Source organism: Demequina lignilytica (assembly GCF_030418305.1).
Lineage (GTDB): Bacteria > Actinomycetota > Actinomycetes > Actinomycetales > Demequinaceae > Demequina > Demequina lignilytica.
In genome coordinates, this window is the sequence record NZ_JAUHPX010000011.1 from 1 (window position 1) to 15005 (window position 15005).

Annotated in this window: 12 protein-coding genes and 1 tRNA gene; 12 read left to right on the plus strand and 1 reads right to left on the minus strand. The window is 72.6% G+C overall.

The window, feature by feature from the left end; all coding sequences use genetic code 11:
- Positions 1-73 precede the first annotated feature (73 nt).
- The 5 genes from QQX10_RS13515 to QQX10_RS13535 all read left to right on the plus strand — a co-directional run bounded on the left by QQX10_RS13515 (position 74) and on the right by QQX10_RS13535 (position 7802).
- A complete protein-coding gene (locus QQX10_RS13515) occupies positions 74-1015 on the plus strand; it encodes an ABC transporter permease (protein WP_301120987.1) in 942 nt (313 codons plus the stop codon).
- A complete protein-coding gene (locus QQX10_RS13520) occupies positions 1012-2835 on the plus strand; it encodes a dipeptide/oligopeptide/nickel ABC transporter permease/ATP-binding protein (RefSeq protein WP_301120985.1) in 1824 nt (607 codons plus the stop codon). Before QQX10_RS13515 ends, QQX10_RS13520 begins: the two co-directional genes overlap by 4 nt.
- Positions 2832-3713 (plus strand): ATP-binding cassette domain-containing protein, encoded by an 882-nt coding sequence (locus QQX10_RS13525; RefSeq protein WP_301120983.1) that lies wholly within the window; start codon positions 2832-2834, stop codon positions 3711-3713. The genes QQX10_RS13520 and QQX10_RS13525 overlap by 4 nt, the downstream gene beginning before the upstream one ends.
- A 112-nt stretch (positions 3714-3825) precedes the next feature.
- Positions 3826-6276, plus strand: a complete 2451-nt coding sequence (locus tag QQX10_RS13530) for a beta-glucosidase family protein (protein ID WP_301120981.1) — start codon at positions 3826-3828, stop codon at positions 6274-6276.
- A complete protein-coding gene (locus QQX10_RS13535; RefSeq protein ID WP_301120979.1) occupies positions 6273-7802 on the plus strand; it encodes a glycoside hydrolase family 43 protein in 1530 nt (509 codons plus the stop codon). Before QQX10_RS13530 ends, QQX10_RS13535 begins: the two co-directional genes overlap by 4 nt.
- 52 nt (positions 7803-7854) lie before the next feature.
- Here the strand turns inward: QQX10_RS13535 and QQX10_RS13540 are convergent, their stop codons facing one another.
- Positions 7855-8487 carry a TetR/AcrR family transcriptional regulator gene (locus QQX10_RS13540; protein WP_301120977.1) on the minus strand — a complete coding sequence of 211 codons (633 nt, stop codon included), beginning with the start codon at positions 8485-8487 and terminating at the stop codon, positions 7855-7857.
- A 298-nt stretch (positions 8488-8785) separates the two neighbouring features.
- Between QQX10_RS13540 and QQX10_RS13545 the strand changes: the two genes are divergently transcribed.
- The 7 genes from QQX10_RS13545 (at position 8786) to QQX10_RS13575 (ending at position 14935) form a co-directional block, all read left to right on the plus strand.
- Positions 8786-8858: transfer RNA gene (locus tag QQX10_RS13545), tRNA-Arg, on the plus strand.
- A gap of 69 nt (positions 8859-8927) precedes the next feature.
- Entirely contained in the window at positions 8928-9476 is a 549-nt protein-coding gene (locus QQX10_RS13550) for a DnaJ family domain-containing protein (protein ID WP_301120975.1), read from the plus strand.
- Positions 9477-9576: 100 nt separating this feature from the next.
- A complete protein-coding gene (locus QQX10_RS13555) occupies positions 9577-10617 on the plus strand; it encodes a nucleoside hydrolase (protein ID WP_301120973.1) in 1041 nt (346 codons plus the stop codon).
- Positions 10614-12026, plus strand: a complete 1413-nt coding sequence (locus QQX10_RS13560) for an FGGY family carbohydrate kinase (RefSeq protein WP_301120966.1) — start codon at positions 10614-10616, stop codon at positions 12024-12026. The genes QQX10_RS13555 and QQX10_RS13560 overlap by 4 nt, the downstream gene beginning before the upstream one ends.
- Positions 12027-12087: 61 nt before the next feature.
- Positions 12088-13080 (plus strand): sugar phosphate isomerase/epimerase family protein, encoded by a 993-nt coding sequence (locus QQX10_RS13565; protein WP_301120963.1) that lies wholly within the window; start codon positions 12088-12090, stop codon positions 13078-13080.
- A complete protein-coding gene (locus QQX10_RS13570) occupies positions 13077-13994 on the plus strand; it encodes a transketolase (RefSeq protein ID WP_301120961.1) in 918 nt (305 codons plus the stop codon). The genes QQX10_RS13565 and QQX10_RS13570 overlap by 4 nt, the downstream gene beginning before the upstream one ends.
- Positions 13991-14935 (plus strand): transketolase family protein, encoded by a 945-nt coding sequence (locus QQX10_RS13575; protein WP_301120959.1) that lies wholly within the window; start codon positions 13991-13993, stop codon positions 14933-14935. Before QQX10_RS13570 ends, QQX10_RS13575 begins: the two co-directional genes overlap by 4 nt.
- Positions 14936-15005 lie beyond the last annotated feature (70 nt).

Consider the following 15005-nt stretch of genomic DNA (forward strand, 5'->3'; position numbering starts at 1 on the left):
GTAGGTGTCGGGCGCGGGCGGTCGGCACCTCCCCAGAACCACCGCACACCCCCCTCGGACAAAGGACCCCCCGATGGTGCGCTTCGCCCTGCGACGCCTGCTCGACGGCGTCGTGCTGATCTTCGCGATCTCCACGCTCTCCTACCTGCTGCTGTACCTCGGCGGCGGCAACATCGCCCGGACCATCCTCGGTCCGACGGCGACCGAGGAGACCGTGGCGCTCAAGACGGCCGAGCTCGGGCTCGACCAGCCCCTCATCCCGCGATACCTGGACTGGCTGTCCGGCGCGATCCGCGGCGACTTCGGCCGCTCCTGGTTCACCTCCCAGCCGGTGACCGAGGCGATCACCTCCCGCCTCGCGGTCACCCTGTCGCTCGTCATCGGCACCGTCATCCTCTCGGCGATCGTCGCCGTCGTGCTCGGCGTCTGGGCCGCCCGCAAGCGCGGCCTGGCCGACCGCGTCATCCAGGTGACCGCCATCCTCGGCTTCGCCATCCCCAACTTCCTCATCGCGATCCTGCTGGTGCGGGTCTTCGCGCTGAACCTCGGCTGGTTCAAGCCGACCGGCTACGTGCAGATCGGCGCCTCCTTCACCGGCTGGCTCGCCACCGTGACGCTGCCGATCCTGGCGCTGTCCGTCGGCGCGGTCGCCGCCGTCGCCCAGCAGGTGCGCGGATCCGTCATCGACGCGCTGCGTCAGGACTGGGTGCGCACGCTGCGCAGCCGCGGCATCCCGGAGAACCGTGTGGTCTACAAGCACGTGCTCCGCAACGCGGGCGGTCCCGCCCTCGCCGTCCTCGCGGTCCAGTTCGTCGGCCTCCTCGGCGGCGCCGTGATCGTCGAGCAGATCTTCGCGATCCCCGGCCTCGGCCAGGTCTCGGTGCTCGCGACCTCGCAGGGCGACATCCCGCTGGTCATGGGGCTGGTGGTCGCGGTCGGCATCGTCGTCGTGATCGTCAACCTCGTCATGGACCTCCTGCAGGGGTTCCTCAACCCGAAGGTGCGTCTCTCATGAGCGACTCCGCCAACGTCTCCCTCAAGACCGCCGAGGCGGCGAGCCACCGCACGCACCTCCTGAAGCGCATGCTGAAGAACCCCACGGGCCTCGTCAGCATCATCATCCTGGCGGTGATCATCCTCGCGGCGACCTTCGCCGGGGTGCTCGCCACCCACGACCCGAACTACGCGGACCTGCGCAACCTCCTCCAGCCGCCGGGCGGCGAGTTCATCCTCGGCACGGACGGGGCCGGTCACGACATCTGGTCGCGGCTGCTGTACGCCTCGCGGTTCTCGCTCCTGGGCGCCGCCCTCGCGACCGTCATCTCGGCGGTCCTCGGCGTCACCTCGGGCCTCATCGCCGGCTTCTACGGCAAGTGGTTCGAGTCGCTCGCGGCATGGACGACGAGCCTCCTGATGGCGCTGCCGGGCATCGTGGTCCTGCTCGCCGCCCGCTCGGTGCTCGGCCCCTCGATGTGGATCGCCATGACCGTGTTCGGCGTCCTGCTCACCCCCGCGTTCTACCGTCTGACCCACGCCGCCGTGGTGGGGGTGCGCAACGAGCTCTACGTCGACGCGGCCCGCGTCGCCGGCGTGAAGGACCTGTCGATCATCGGCCGCCACATCCTGTCGGTGGTCCGGGCGCCCGTCATCATCCAGTCCGCGATCGTCGCGATCATCGCGATCGCGATCCAGGCCGGACTGGGCTTCATCGGCATGCTCGACCAGTCGACCCCCAACTGGGGCTCGATGCTGAACGACGCGTTCTCCAAGATGTACGTGGCCCCGATCCAGCTGCTCTGGCCCTCCGCCGCGATCGCCCTCACGGCGGTCGGGCTCGCGCTCTTCGCCAACACGCTGCGCGACGAGCTCGAGCGGTCCGCGAAGCCCAAGAAGCTCAAGGGCAAGGCCAAGGCCGCCGCGGACGCCGCGATCGACACCTCCGGCGACGCGCCGATCGTGCATCCCGAGACCGATGCGCTCGAGGCTCCCGTGCTCCTGGACGTCTCCGGCCTGGTGGTCGGTTACGACCAGCCGGACGGCTCGCTCACCCAGGTGGTCAACGGCGTCTCGCTGGCGGTCCGCAAGGGCGAGGTCCACGGCCTGATCGGCGAGTCCGGCTCCGGCAAGACCCAGACGGCCTTCTCCATCCTCGGGCTCCTCCCCGAGGGCGGTCGCGTCGCCGCCGGGTCGATCGTGTTCGACGGCGACCAGCTGACGGACAAGAGCGCGAAGGCGATGCGCAAGCTCCAGGGCCGGCGCATCTCCTACGTGCCCCAGGAGCCGATGTCGAACCTGGACCCGTCGTTCCCGATCGGCAGCCAGCTGGTCGAGCCCATGCGGGTCACGCTCGGCATCTCCGCCAAGGAGGCGAAGGAGCGCGCGCTCGACCTGCTCGCGAAGGTCGGGCTCCCGGATCCCGAGAAGACCTTCCGGTCCTACCCGCACGAGGTGTCGGGCGGCCAGGCGCAGCGCGTCCTGATCGCCGGCGCGATCTCCTGCGAGCCGGACCTGATCATCGCCGACGAGCCGACCACCGCGCTCGACGTCACGGTCCAGGCCGACATCCTCGACCTGCTCCGCGGCCTCCAGCAGGAGCTCGGCGTCGCCGTGCTGATCGTCACCCACAACTTCGGCGTGGTCGCGGACCTGTGCGACCGGGTCTCGGTGATGAAGGGTGGCCGGATCGTGGAGACGGGCCCGGCGCGGTCCATCTTCGCCGGCCCGCAGCACCCGTACACGCAGTCCCTGTTCGACGCGATCCTCGAGGACGGCGCCGCGCGTGGCGCGCTCGCCCACTCGTCCGACCGCCACACCGCCACCGGAGGTGCCCAGTGAGCACGGAAGCATCGCAGGGCCGCGAGCCCCTGCTCGAGGTCACGGACCTCGTGGTCGAGTACCCCGCCAAGGGGATCGGCCGCAAGCCGTTCCGCGCCCTCAAGGGCGTGTCCGTCGACGTGATGCCCGGCGAGTGCGTCGGCCTGGTGGGAGAGTCCGGCTCGGGCAAGACCACGCTCGGCCGCGCCGTGCTCGGCCTCGCGCCGGTCACCGACGGGTCCGTCAGGTTCAAGGGTCGGGAGATCGGCCAGCTGAACCGGCGCGAGCGCCGCAGCCTGTCGGACTCCATCCAGGTGGTGTTCCAGGACCCGTACACGTCGCTCAACCCGTCGCTGACGATCGAGCAGACGCTCACCGAGCCGCTGCGGGTGAAGAACATCCCGGCGGCGGAGGCGAGCGCGCGCGTGCGGACGCTGCTGGACCAGGTGGGCCTGCCCGCCAACGCCGCGCAGCGCCTGCCGCGCGAGTTCTCCGGCGGTCAGCGCCAGCGCATCGCGATCGCCCGGGCGCTCGCGCTCGAGCCGGAGCTGATCGTCTGCGACGAGCCGGTCTCCGCGCTCGACCTGTCCACCCAGGCCCGCGTCCTCGAGCTGTTCAAGGACATCCAGGAGGCGACCGGCGTCGCCTACCTGTTCGTCTCGCACGACCTCGCGGTGGTGCGCCACCTCAGCCACCGCGTGGCCGTCATGTACCACGGCGAGATCGTCGAGTACGGCGACGGCGACAAGGTCACCTCCGACCCCGAGCACCCCTACACGCAGCGTCTCCTCATGGCGGCGCCCGTCGCAGACCCCGTCCGCCAGGCCCAGCGCCGCGCCGATCGTGCCCGCATGATCGAGGCGCAGCGTGAGGCGGACCTCCAGGCGGGAGCGGCCTGACCGCCCCCTCCTGATGCGGGCCGGGGCAGTGCCGTCACCCCCCAGCCGCCCCGGCCCGCACCTCCTCCGCCCCCGCATCCCTCCGCCCATCCCTCATCCAAGGAGCCCTCGCATGACCCCCTCCGACGTCGACGTCGCTGTCGAGCTCGACACCCTCATCTCCCAGCTCAGCCTCGAGGAGAAGGTGGCGCTGCTCACGGGTCGCGACTTCTGGTCGACGGTGCCGATCGAGCGGATCGGGCTGCGGTCGATGACGCTGTCGGACGGGCCGTCGGGCGTGCGCGGCCCGGTCTGGTCGGAGCTGTCGCCGTCGCTCAACCTCCCGAGCGCGACCGCCCTGTCCGCCTCCTTCGACCCCGACATGGCGTACCGCTACGGGCGCGTCGCCGCCGCGGAGGCGCGTCGCAAGGGCGTCGACGTGGTGCTCGGCCCCACCATCAACATCCACCGCTCCCCGCTGGGCGGGCGCCACTTCGAGTGCTTCAGCGAGGACCCCCGCCTCACCGCGGACCTGGCGGCCTTCTACGTCAACGGCCTGCAGGACGCCGGCGTGGGCGCGACGCCCAAGCACTACATCGCGAACGACTTCGAGTCCGACCGCTTCAACGTCGACGTCGAGGTCTCCGAGCGGGCCCTGCGCGAGGTGTACCTCCTCGCGTTCGAGCGCTCGATCGTGGAGTCCCACGCGTGGATGGTGATGAGCGCCTACAACTCGATCAACGGCGCGACCGCCACCGAGAACGACCTGCTCGCGACGCCGCTGTGCACCGAGTGGGGCTTCGACGGCGTGGTGGTCTCCGACTGGACCGCGGTGCGCTCCGTGGCGTCCGCCAACGCGGAGCAGCACCTCGCGATGCCCGGCCCGCACGGCGCCTGGGGCGACGCGCTGGTCGCCGCGGTGCGCGCCGGCGAGGTCGAGGAGGCGATGGTGGACTCCAAGGTGCGGCGCATGCTGCTGCTCGCGCAGCGGGTGGGGGCGCTCGGCGAGGCCGGCCCGCAGCAGTTCGAGGCCGAGGACGGCGTCGCGTTCATCCGCGCCGCCGCCGCCGAGGGCATGGTGCTGCTCGAGAACCGCGGCGAGCTGCCGTGGGACGGCGCCGCGCCCGCCTCGATCGCGGTGCTCGGCTCCAACGCGGACCAGGCCCGCACCCAGGGCGGAGGCTCCGCGACCGTGGTGCCCGAGCATGTCGTGTCGCCGCTGGCGGGGATCGCCGAGGCCTTCCCGGACGCGGCTGTCACGTACGCGGTCGGCGCCCTCAACCAGGTGGGCCTCGCCGGCCTGCCGGCCGACTCCCTCACCAATCCCGCGACCGGCGGCGCCGGCGTGCGCATCACCTTCCGGGACGCGGACGGCGCCGAGCTCGCCCACGAGGACCGGCTCGCCACCGACTTCGTCTGGTTCGGCGGCGACGCCCCGATCGCGGCGAGCCGTGTGGTCGAGGCGGCGTTCACCCTGACCCCCGGCGCCGACGCCGAGATCGAGCTGGGCTGCGCCGTGACCGGGCACGCCCGGCTCTGGATCGACGGCGACCTCCGCGTCGACGAGCAGCTCGTGCCCGACGGCGAGGACCTGGGCGCCGCGCTCCTCTCGCCGCGCGTCGCGGCCGTGCCCGTCTCGCTGCGGGCCGGGGTCCCCGTCGAGGTCCGCTTCGACGTCGACCTGGGCGTGAGGGACGATGCGCTGGCGGGCGCGCTCGCGTTCACGCTCGGCAGCCGCCCGCGCCAGGGCGCGCCCGAGGCGCTGATCGCGGAGGCCGTCGCGGCCGCCGCCGCGGCCGAGGTGGCCGTCGTGGTGGTCGGCACCAACTCCCAGGTCGAGTCCGAGGGCTTCGACCGCGACTCGCTCGCCCTGCCCGGGCACCAGGACGCGCTCGTCGAGGCCGTCGCCGCCGCCAACCCGCGCACCGTGGTGATCGTCAACGCGGGCTCGCCGGTGGTGATGCCGTGGCGCGACAAGGTCGCGGCCGTGCTGCTGGGCTGGTTCGGAGGTCAGGAGTTCGGCCACGCCCTCACGGATGTGCTCACCGGCGCGGTCGAGCCTGGCGGACGCCTGCCCACCACCTGGCCGGCCGTCGAGGCGGACGTGCCCGTCATCGACGTCACGCCGCGTGACGGCAGGGTCGTCTACGAGGAGGGCATCCACGTGGGCTACAAGGCGTGGCTGCGCGCCGGTGTCGAGCCTGCCTACTGGCTCGGGCACGGCCAGGGCTACACGACCTTCGCCATCGGCGACCTCGCGGTCGAGGGTCCCGTGACGCTCGCCGCGCCGGCGTCCGCCTCCCTGACCGTGACCAACACGGGTGACCGCGCCGGCAAGCACGTGGTGCTGCTGTTCGCCGAGCGTGCCGAGACCGCGATCGAGCGTCCGGCGCGGTGGCTGGTCGGTCACGCGGTGGTGAGGCTCGAGCCGGGCGAGACCGGGACGGTCGAGATGCCGATCGACGCGCGCGCGCTCGCGCACTGGGACGGCGCCTGGGCGTACGAGGCGGGCGACTTCACCGTCCGCGCGGGTGCCACCGCCGCCGACCTGCCGCTCGCCGCGACCGTGACCCTGGAGGCGTGAGGGTGACCGTGATCCCCAATCCGGTGCTCCAGGGGTTCAACCCCGATCCGTCGGCGTGCCGGGTGGGGGAGGCGTACTACCTGGTCACCTCCACCTTCGAGTACATGCCGGGGCTGCCGATCTACCGCAGCACCGACCTGGTCGACTGGGAGATCGTCGGCCACGTGATCACCCGGATGGAGCAGGGCGGGCTTGGGGACGCCGCGACGGGCGGCGGCGTCTGGGCGCCCACGCTCCGTCACCGCGACGGGGTCTTCTACTGCATCGTCACCATCGCCATGGGTCGCGGCTGCGTGGTGTTCTCCGCGACGGATCCCGCCGGCCCGTGGGACGACGGCGTGCTGATCGAGGGCATCGAGGGCATCGACCCCGACCTCGCGTGGGACGCCGACGGCACCGCGATCGTCACCTACTCCGGCCTGGTCACCAAGGGCGAGGACTTCGGCACGCACACCGGCATCCGCCAGGTGGACGTCGACCTCGCCACGGGCGCGCTGCTGTCGGAGAAGCGCTCGCTGTGGTCCGGCTCGGGGTTCATGTTCCCCGAGGCGCCGCACCTGGTCGAGCGCGACGGCTGGTGGTACCTGTTCATCGCCGAGGGCGGCACCGAGCGCGGCCACGGCGAGTCCGTCGCGCGCTCCCGCGACCCGCGTGGCGGCTTCGTCCCGGGGCCCGCCAACCCGTTCCTGACCGCGCGGTCCACCGAGCGGCCCGTCCAGAACACCGGTCACGGCGACCTGGTGGAGACCGCGACCGGCGAGTGGCTCATGTTCTGCCTGGGCGTGCGCCCGCGTGGCGCGGTGCGGTCGTTCTCGGCGCTCGGCCGCGAGACGTTCTGCAGCCGCATCGCCTGGGTGGACGGCTGGCCCACCGCCGAGCCGATCGAGCTCAGCCTGCGCCCCGGCCCCGAGGCCGAGGAGATCGCCTTCGACGGTCCGCTCGACGCCGGCTGGATGGCGATCCGGCGCACCGTGGGCTCCGTCGCGGACCTCCAGGCGCGCCCCGGCGCGATCACGCTGCACGGCGAGGGCGTGGGCATGGACGCCCAGTCGCCTGTCTTCGTCGGGCGCCGGCAGCGTCACCAGACCGCCTCCGCCGCCGTCACCGTCGAGGCGGACGATGCGCGGGGCGGCCTGGCCGTGCGCTACGACGAGGCGACGTTCTACGAGGTCCTGGTGGACGCATCGTCCGGTGGCACCCGTGTGGAGGCGCGCGCCGTCATCCCCGGCTTCGAGCGCACCGCGTCCGTGGACGTGCCGCCCGGCCCGGTCGAGCTCGAGATCGCCGCGGTGCGGCCCGGCACCGCCGGGGCCCCGGAGATCACGGGCTTCGTCGACATGATCACGTCGGATGTGGTGCGCCTCATCGCCCGTGCGGGCGGTCAGGAGCACGTTCTCGCGGAGGTGGACGGGCGGTCCCTGTCAGCCGAGACCGCCGGCTCGTTCACGGGCCGTGTCCTGGGGCTCGTCGCAGTGAGAGGCGACGTGTCCTTCCGAGGCTGGCGCTACGAGGGGTCCGACACGTAGCGTCGCGCCGGTGCGGGTGGGGCGCCTCCCGCCCGCACCGGCATCCTCGGGATCACGCCGCGCGAGGGTCGACGAACGGCGCGTGCACCAGGGTGTCCACGTGCCGCTTGACCTCCGCCGTCATGTCGAGAGCCGTGCGGTCGAGCAGCCACTGCACCTGGAGTCCGTCGAGCAGGGACACCAGCTGCACGGCCGCGCTCGCGGGATCGACGCCGTCGCGCAGCTCACCGCGCTCGGCGAGCCCGGTGAACGCCTGCGTCAGGAGGCCCCGGAGCCAGTCGTACCGTTCGATGAAGTACCCGTGCGCGGGGTGGTCGGGCGTGGTCGCCTCGGCGGAGAGCGTGCAGTAGAGCTCGACCACACCCGGCTGGTGCATGTTGCGCTCGGTGATGTCGACGAACGCCTGCACGACCGCGCGCGGGTCGGCGAGGTCGACATGGAAGTCGACCAGGGCGACGTCGTCGCGGTGTCGCAGCACCGCCTCGAGCAGCGCCGCCTTGTTGGGGTAGTGGTGGAGCAGGCCCGCGTCCGAGAGGCCGACCTTGTCGGCCACCTCGCGCAGCGACCCGGAGCGGAAGCCGGACTCGGCGAAGACGGCGAGCGCGGCGTCGAGGATGCGGAGCTTGGTCGCGCGTGTCTTGGCGTACGGACCCCGAGGCCCGCGTGTCCGCGGCGTCGTGGTCATGCGGCCCCCTTCGGCTCGACGCAGGACCTCGCGGCCCCGTCGCACGCCCGGCTCCCTCTGGAAAACCGAACGATCACTTGCTATTGGGCACTGTAGCCAAGGAATCGCTCTCGCGCCAGGGTCCCGCGCCCCCCACGGTGCTCCGCACAGTTGCGTGAGCGACACGCCGCACGCGGACCCCGCATCGTCCCCGTCGCCCGAGTGTCGCACGTGGAACCGTGCGCGGCATCCCGCGCGGTGGGTGTGCGGAGCGCACGCCGATTGCCTGTATAGTAGTGACTCGGCCCGCAAGGGCCACGCGCCCGTAGCTCAACGGATAGAGCATCTGACTACGGATCAGAAGGTTGGGGGTTCGAATCCCTCCGGGCGCGCTGAACGTCAGGGCCGGATCCTCAGGATCCGGCCTTCGTCGTTTCCGGGAGCCGTGCCACGATGGCGGGATGGACGATGCGCGGGACCCGGCGCTCGACGTGGCGCGCTACCGCGCGACGCGGGGCGACGAGCCGGCCGCCGAGGTGGACGTCGCCCGGATGGCGGCGGAGCAGGAGGCCCGCGAGCGCGAGGAGCGGCTCGCCGAGCGGCGCCGCCGCGATCGCGGGGCCACCCAGCACCTGTGGGTCGAGCGCCGGATCCGCGAGGCGCAGGAGCGCGGCGACTTCGAGAACCTGCCCGGAGCGGGCAAGCCGATCCCGGGGCTCACCAGCGGCGACCCCGACTGGTGGGTCAAGGCGCTGGTCGAGCGCGAGCAGCTGACGGATCTGGGTCCCGAGTCCCTGCGCCTGCGCCGCGAGGACCAGGGCCTCGACGCCCGGCTGGACGCCATGCGCGATCCGGCGGACGTGCGCGCGGCCGTTCAGGAGTTCAACTCCCGGGTCCTGGCAGCGCGCGCGGCGCCCGCGGCCGGCCCTCCGCTGGTGACCCCGACCCGGGACGTCGAGGCTGAGCTGGAGCGGTGGCGGGCGCGGCGGGGCACGGGCTCCGCGCGGTGAACCGGCGCTCTGCCAGGCGCGGTTGACAGGCGGCGTCGGGAAGGGTTCACTGGGACCAGATGAGTTCCATTCGACTGTGAATCAATATTCAGGAGTGCAGGTGACCAGGCTTCCGGACCCCTCCGCGGTCCACGATGTGCCCGCGGACCGCCGCTGGGCCCTGGGCGCGATCCCGTGGATCGACGCCGACGAGACGGCCCCGCGCACCCGGGTGATCATCGACAACGACTTCATGGGCGACCCGGACGACCTGTTCCAGCTGGTCCACCACCTGCTGAGCCCGAGCGTGGAGATCCCGCTGATCGTCTCCTCGCACCTCCACGTCGACGAGCCGTGGGACCCCACCACCGAGCAGGCCGCGCACGGCGTGCTCGTCGTCCGCGACATCCTCGCCCGCATGGGCATCACGGGGGCGGACGATCGCGTGGTCGCCGGCGCCGAGACGGCGATGCCCGACCCCGCGACCCCCCTCGACACGCCCGCGGCCCGCGCGATCATCGCCGAGGCCCTGCGCGACGACCCGCGCCCGCTCTACTACTGCGCCGGCGGCGGCCTCACCGACCTCGCCTCCGCGCTGCTGCTCGAGCCGGCTATCGCGGATCGCATGACCCTCGTGTGGATCGGCGGCTCCGAGCACCCGGGGATCGGCCTGGTGGCCCCCGAGGTCCCGCCGGCGGAGTACAACCTCACCATCGACGTCCCCGCCGCCCAGGCCGTGTTCGGCGACACCGCGATCCCGATCTGGCAGGTGCCGAGGCCCGCCTACCGCCAGGCGATCGTCACGGCGGCGGAGCTGCGGACGCGGGTGCGTCCCCACGGCTCCGTGGGCGCTCACCTGCACGCCGAGATCCGCGAGGTGGGCCACATGCTCGCCGGCTTCGGGATGAACGCGGGCGAGACCTACGTGATGGGCGACCAGCCGCTGGTCCTCCTCACCGCCCTCCAGACCGCGTTCGAGCCCGACCCCGCGTCCAGCGACCACGTGACCCTGCCCGCGCCCCGCATCGACGCCGAGGGCCTCTACGAGCCCCGCCCCGACGGCCGGCCGATCCGGGTCTACACCGCCGTCGACAACCGCCTCACCTTCGCCGACCTCGAGGCGAAGCTCGCAGAGCTGGCCGCCTGGCAGGCCGACCGATGAGCATCGTCCTCGCCCTCGACGAGGGCACCACCAACGCCAAGGCGGTCGCGATCGACCACACGGGCGCGGTGCTCGCGACGGCGAGCACGCCGTTGTCCATCGCGAACACCGCCCCGGGCTGGACCGAGCAGGACGCGACCGAGATCTGGGACGCCTCGCGCGACGTCCTCGCCCGCGTGCTGGCGCAGGTCGACGCGGCGGACGTGGTCGGGATCGCCATCTCGAATCAGCGCGAGTCGGTCGTGGCCTGGAACCCCGGCACGGGCGAGCCCGTCGGACCGGTGCTCAGCTGGCAGGACACCCGGACGGCGGGACGATGCGCGGACCTTGCCGGCCACGCGGCGACGGTCCGCGAGCGCACCGGTCTGCCGCTCGACCCGATGTTCAGCGCCCCCAAGATGGCCTGGCTGCTCGAGCAGGCCGGCGAGGCGAACGTGGTCGGAACGGTCGACTCGTGGCTCGTGTGGTGCCTCACCGGCGGCGCGCAGCACGTGATCGAGGCCGGCAACGCCTCGCGCACGCTGCTGATGGACCTGGAGCTGCTCGACTGGCACCCGGCCCTGCTCGATGTCTTCGGGATCGAGCTCGGCGCCCTCCCCGCGGTCGTGGCGTCGAACGGCGACTTCGGCGAGACGGCCTGCGCCGGCCTCCCGGCGGGGATCCCGATCCTCGCGGTGATGGCCGATTCGCACGCCGCGCTGCGCGGCCACGGAGGCGGCGCCCCGGGGGTCGTGAAGGCGACCTACGGCACCGGCTCGTCCGTCATGCAGGGCACCGGCGACGAGCTGCGCCGACGCGACGGGGTCGCGACCACCCTGGCCTGGCTCGAGGACGGACCCGTCTACGCGCTCGAGGGCAACATCCGGTATTCGGGTGCGGCGCTCGACTGGACCTCCCGCCTGCTCGGGGTCCCCGACGCCCCCGCGCTCGGCGAGCTCGCCGCGACGGTGGACGATGCGCAGGGCGCGGTCCTGGTCCCGGCCTTCGGGGGCCTCGGCGCCCCGCATTGGGATCCCGCCGCCGTCGGGACCCTCACCGGGCTCGGGGCGGCGACCGGCCCGGCGCACGTCGCCCGTGCCGCGTTCGACGCCGTCGCCCACCAGGTCGCGGACGTCGCCGAGGCGATGCTCGCCGACGGCGAGGCGCTCGACGCCGTCCGCGCGGACGGGGGCGCCACCGCATCGTCCCTCCTCATGCAGTCGCAGGCTGACGTGCTCGGCTGCGACGTGATCGTGGTCGGCGAGGCCGACGTCGCCCTGCGCGGCGTCGCGTCGCTGGCCTTCTCGCGGGTGGGGATCGCCCTTCCCCCCGCCTCGCCCTCACGGGTCCATCCTCCGGCGCTCGATGCCGACCGGCGCGCACAGCAGCGTGCCGGCTGGCGGACGGCCCTCGACAGCACACGGCGCTGAGCGACCGCCCCCGGGCCGCTCCCGTCACCATCCAAGAAACAAGAATCGAAGGTGAATGAAAATGTCTGACCTGCCCCGCTTCGGTGCCGGCCTCTGGCACTTCGCCAGCTACCTGGACCGCTACGCCACCGACGGCTACGCGCCCGCCGTGACCACGCTCGAGCAGATCGCGCGCGCCGGCGAGGTCGAGGACCTCTCCGTTGTCGACGTCCCCTACCCGTTCACCGAGGGGGTGACGGTCGACCAGGTCAAGCAGGCGCTGGCCGACCACGGTCTCGAGGCGATCGGCGTGACGCCCGAGATCTACATGCGCAAGTACCGCATGGGCGCGTTCACCAACCCCGACGAGGCGCTGCGCAAGGAGGCCATCGCGTTCCTCAACGAGGCGGCCGACGTGGTCCGCGCGCTCGGCGCGACGTACCTGAAGGTCTGGCCCGGCCAGGACGGCTGGGACTACCCGTTCCAGGTCAGCCACGCCGAGCAGTGGCGGCTCGCGGTCGACGGGATGCGCGAGCTCGCGCAGGCCAACCCCGACATCAAGATCGTCATCGAGTACAAGCCGCGCGAGCCCCGCAACAAGATGTTCTGGGACTCCGCCGCGAAGACCGCGCTCGGCATCAAGGAGATGGGCGTCGACAACGTGGGCGTGCTGCTCGACTTCGGGCACGCGCTCTACGGTGGCGAGTCGCCCGCCGCGGCCGCCCAGCTGCTGATCGACCAGGGCCTCCTGTGGGGCATGGACGTCAACGACAACCTCCGCGGCTGGGACGACGACATGGTGGTCGGCACCGTCCACCCCGTGGAGGTGTTCGAGTTCTTCTACACCCTCAAGATCAACAACTGGGAGGGCGTGTGGCAGCTCGACCAGTTCCCGTTCCGTGAGGACACCGTGGAGGCGGCCAACCTCTCCATCCGGTTCCTCAAGGGCCTGCACCGCGCGCTCGACGAGCTCGACATCGACGCGCTGCGCGAGGCCCAGTCCCGCCAGGACGCCCTCGCCGCCCAGAAGCTGGTGCAGGACGTCCTCTTCACCTGCCTGAGGAGCGACGCATGACCGTCGAAGAGGATCTGGTTCCCGAGGTCCACGCCGAGGATGTCCCGCAGGACGTCTTCCGGGTGATCGGGAGGGTGCCCGAGGGCGCCACCGACCAGGAGGCGGTCGCGCACCTGCGTGCCGCCGCCCGCGCGATCCGCAAGCGCGACATCCAGATGGTCCGGGCCGCCGGCCTGGGCCACATCGGCGGGGAGTTCTCCGTCATCGACATCCTGACCACCTTGTACCTGGACTCGCTGAACATGGGTCCGGAGCTGCTCGGCGACCCCGACCGCGACCGGTTCATCCTGTCCAAGGGTCACGCCGCCGCCGCGCTCTACACGACCCTCGCGGCGGCCGGGTTCATCGACCCCGAGGACCTGGGCACCTTCATGCAGCCGCTGTCGATGCTCAACGGCCACCCGGCGCGCACCAAGATCGACGCGGTCGAGGCGAGCACCGGCCCGCTGGGCCACGGTCTCCCGATCGCCGTCGGCACGGCGCTCGCGGGCAAGATCGACGGCTCGGCCCGCCGTACCTTCGTCGTGACCGGCGACGGCGAGATGCAGGAGGGCTCCAACTGGGAGGCGCTCATGACCGCGGGCAACCACGGCCTCGCCAACCTGTGCGTGATCGTGGACCGCAACCGCCTCCAGCAGGGGGCGCGCGTCGCCGACACCAACGACCTCGAGCCGCTGCCCGAGAAGCTCGTCGCCTTCGGCATGGAGGTGGTCGAGCTGGACGGCCACGACCACGCCGCCCTGCGGGAGGCCTTCGCCAACGTCCCGGCCGCCTCGGGCAAGCCCACCGCGATCGTGGCGCACACCATGAAGGGCCACCCGATCTCGTTCATGTCCGACAACGTCGCCTGGCACCACAAGGTGCCCTCGCCCGAGCAGGTCGAGGCGGCCCTCACCGAGCTGGAGCAGTCATGACCGTCACCGACCAGAAGCAGCTGCACGACTGCCGCGACGCCTGGGTCGACGCCCTGGTCGAGCTCGGCGAGGCCGACCCGCGCATCGTCGCCGTGGTGAACGACTCGGTCGGCTCGAGCAAGCTCGCGCCGTTCCAGTCGGCGTTCCCCGAGCGGCTCGTCAACGTCGGCATCGCCGAGCAGGACATGGTCGGCGTCGGGGCCGGGCTCGCGAACGGCGGCAAGATCCCGTTCGTCTCCGCCGCCGCGTGCTTCCTCACCGCCCGCGCGATGGAGCAGATCAAGGTCGACGCCGCGTACTCGCAGCACCACATGGTCCTCGTGGGCCAGAGCCCGGGCATGGCCTACGGCGAGCTGGGCCCGACCCACCACTCGATCGAGGACCTCGCCTGGCTGCGCGCCATCCCGGGGCTCACCGTGATCGTGCCGGCCGACCCTGAGGAGACCCGCCAGGCCGTGCGCTGGGCCGCCGAGAACCCCGGCCCGACGTTCATCCGGGTGTCCCGCATGGGCGTGCCGGACGTCAACCCCGCCGGCTACGAGTTCGCCCCCGGCACGGCCGTCACGCTCCGCGACGGCTCCGACGTGACGATCGTGGCCTGCGGCACCGTGGTGACCCGTGCGCTCGACGCCGCCGAGGCCCTCGCGGCCGAGGGGGTGAGCGCCCGCGTCCTCAACATGCCCACGATCTCCCCGCTGGACCAGGACGCGATCGTCGCCGCCGCGCGGGAGACGGCCGGGATCGTCACCGTCGAGGAGGCGCTCACCAGCGGCCTCGGCGGTGCGGTCGCCGAGGTCGTGGTCCAGCGTCACCCGGTCCCGATGCGCCTCGTCGGCGTCACCGACTTCGCGCCCACGGGCACGGCCGAGTACCTGCTCGACCACTTCGGCGCGTCGCCGGAGGGCATCGCCGCGGCGGCTCGCGAGCTGCTGGGGCGCTGACCCCCGTGGGCGGGGGGGGGGCCCCGCGCCCCCCCCCCCGCCCCCCGGCCCCCCCGCCAAAACCTTCGCG

What these genes read in the sequence shown, in the direction of transcription:
- QQX10_RS13565 (WP_301120963.1), top strand. Translation starts at nt 12,088, where the DNA reads ATGTCTGACCTGCCCCGCTTCGGTGCCGGCCTCTGGCACTTCGCCAGC.
- QQX10_RS13550 (WP_301120975.1), top strand. Translation starts at nt 8,928, where the DNA reads ATGGACGATGCGCGGGACCCGGCGCTCGACGTGGCGCGCTACCGCGCG.
- QQX10_RS13540 (WP_301120977.1), bottom strand. Translation starts at nt 8,487, where the DNA reads ATGACCACGACGCCGCGGACACGCGGGCCTCGGGGTCCGTACGCCAAG.
- QQX10_RS13570 (WP_301120961.1), top strand. Translation starts at nt 13,077, where the DNA reads ATGACCGTCGAAGAGGATCTGGTTCCCGAGGTCCACGCCGAGGATGTC.
- QQX10_RS13530 (WP_301120981.1), top strand. Translation starts at nt 3,826, where the DNA reads ATGACCCCCTCCGACGTCGACGTCGCTGTCGAGCTCGACACCCTCATC.
- QQX10_RS13520 (WP_301120985.1), top strand. Translation starts at nt 1,012, where the DNA reads ATGAGCGACTCCGCCAACGTCTCCCTCAAGACCGCCGAGGCGGCGAGC.
- QQX10_RS13515 (WP_301120987.1), top strand. Translation starts at nt 74, where the DNA reads ATGGTGCGCTTCGCCCTGCGACGCCTGCTCGACGGCGTCGTGCTGATC.
- QQX10_RS13560 (WP_301120966.1), top strand. Translation starts at nt 10,614, where the DNA reads ATGAGCATCGTCCTCGCCCTCGACGAGGGCACCACCAACGCCAAGGCG.
- QQX10_RS13575 (WP_301120959.1), top strand. Translation starts at nt 13,991, where the DNA reads ATGACCGTCACCGACCAGAAGCAGCTGCACGACTGCCGCGACGCCTGG.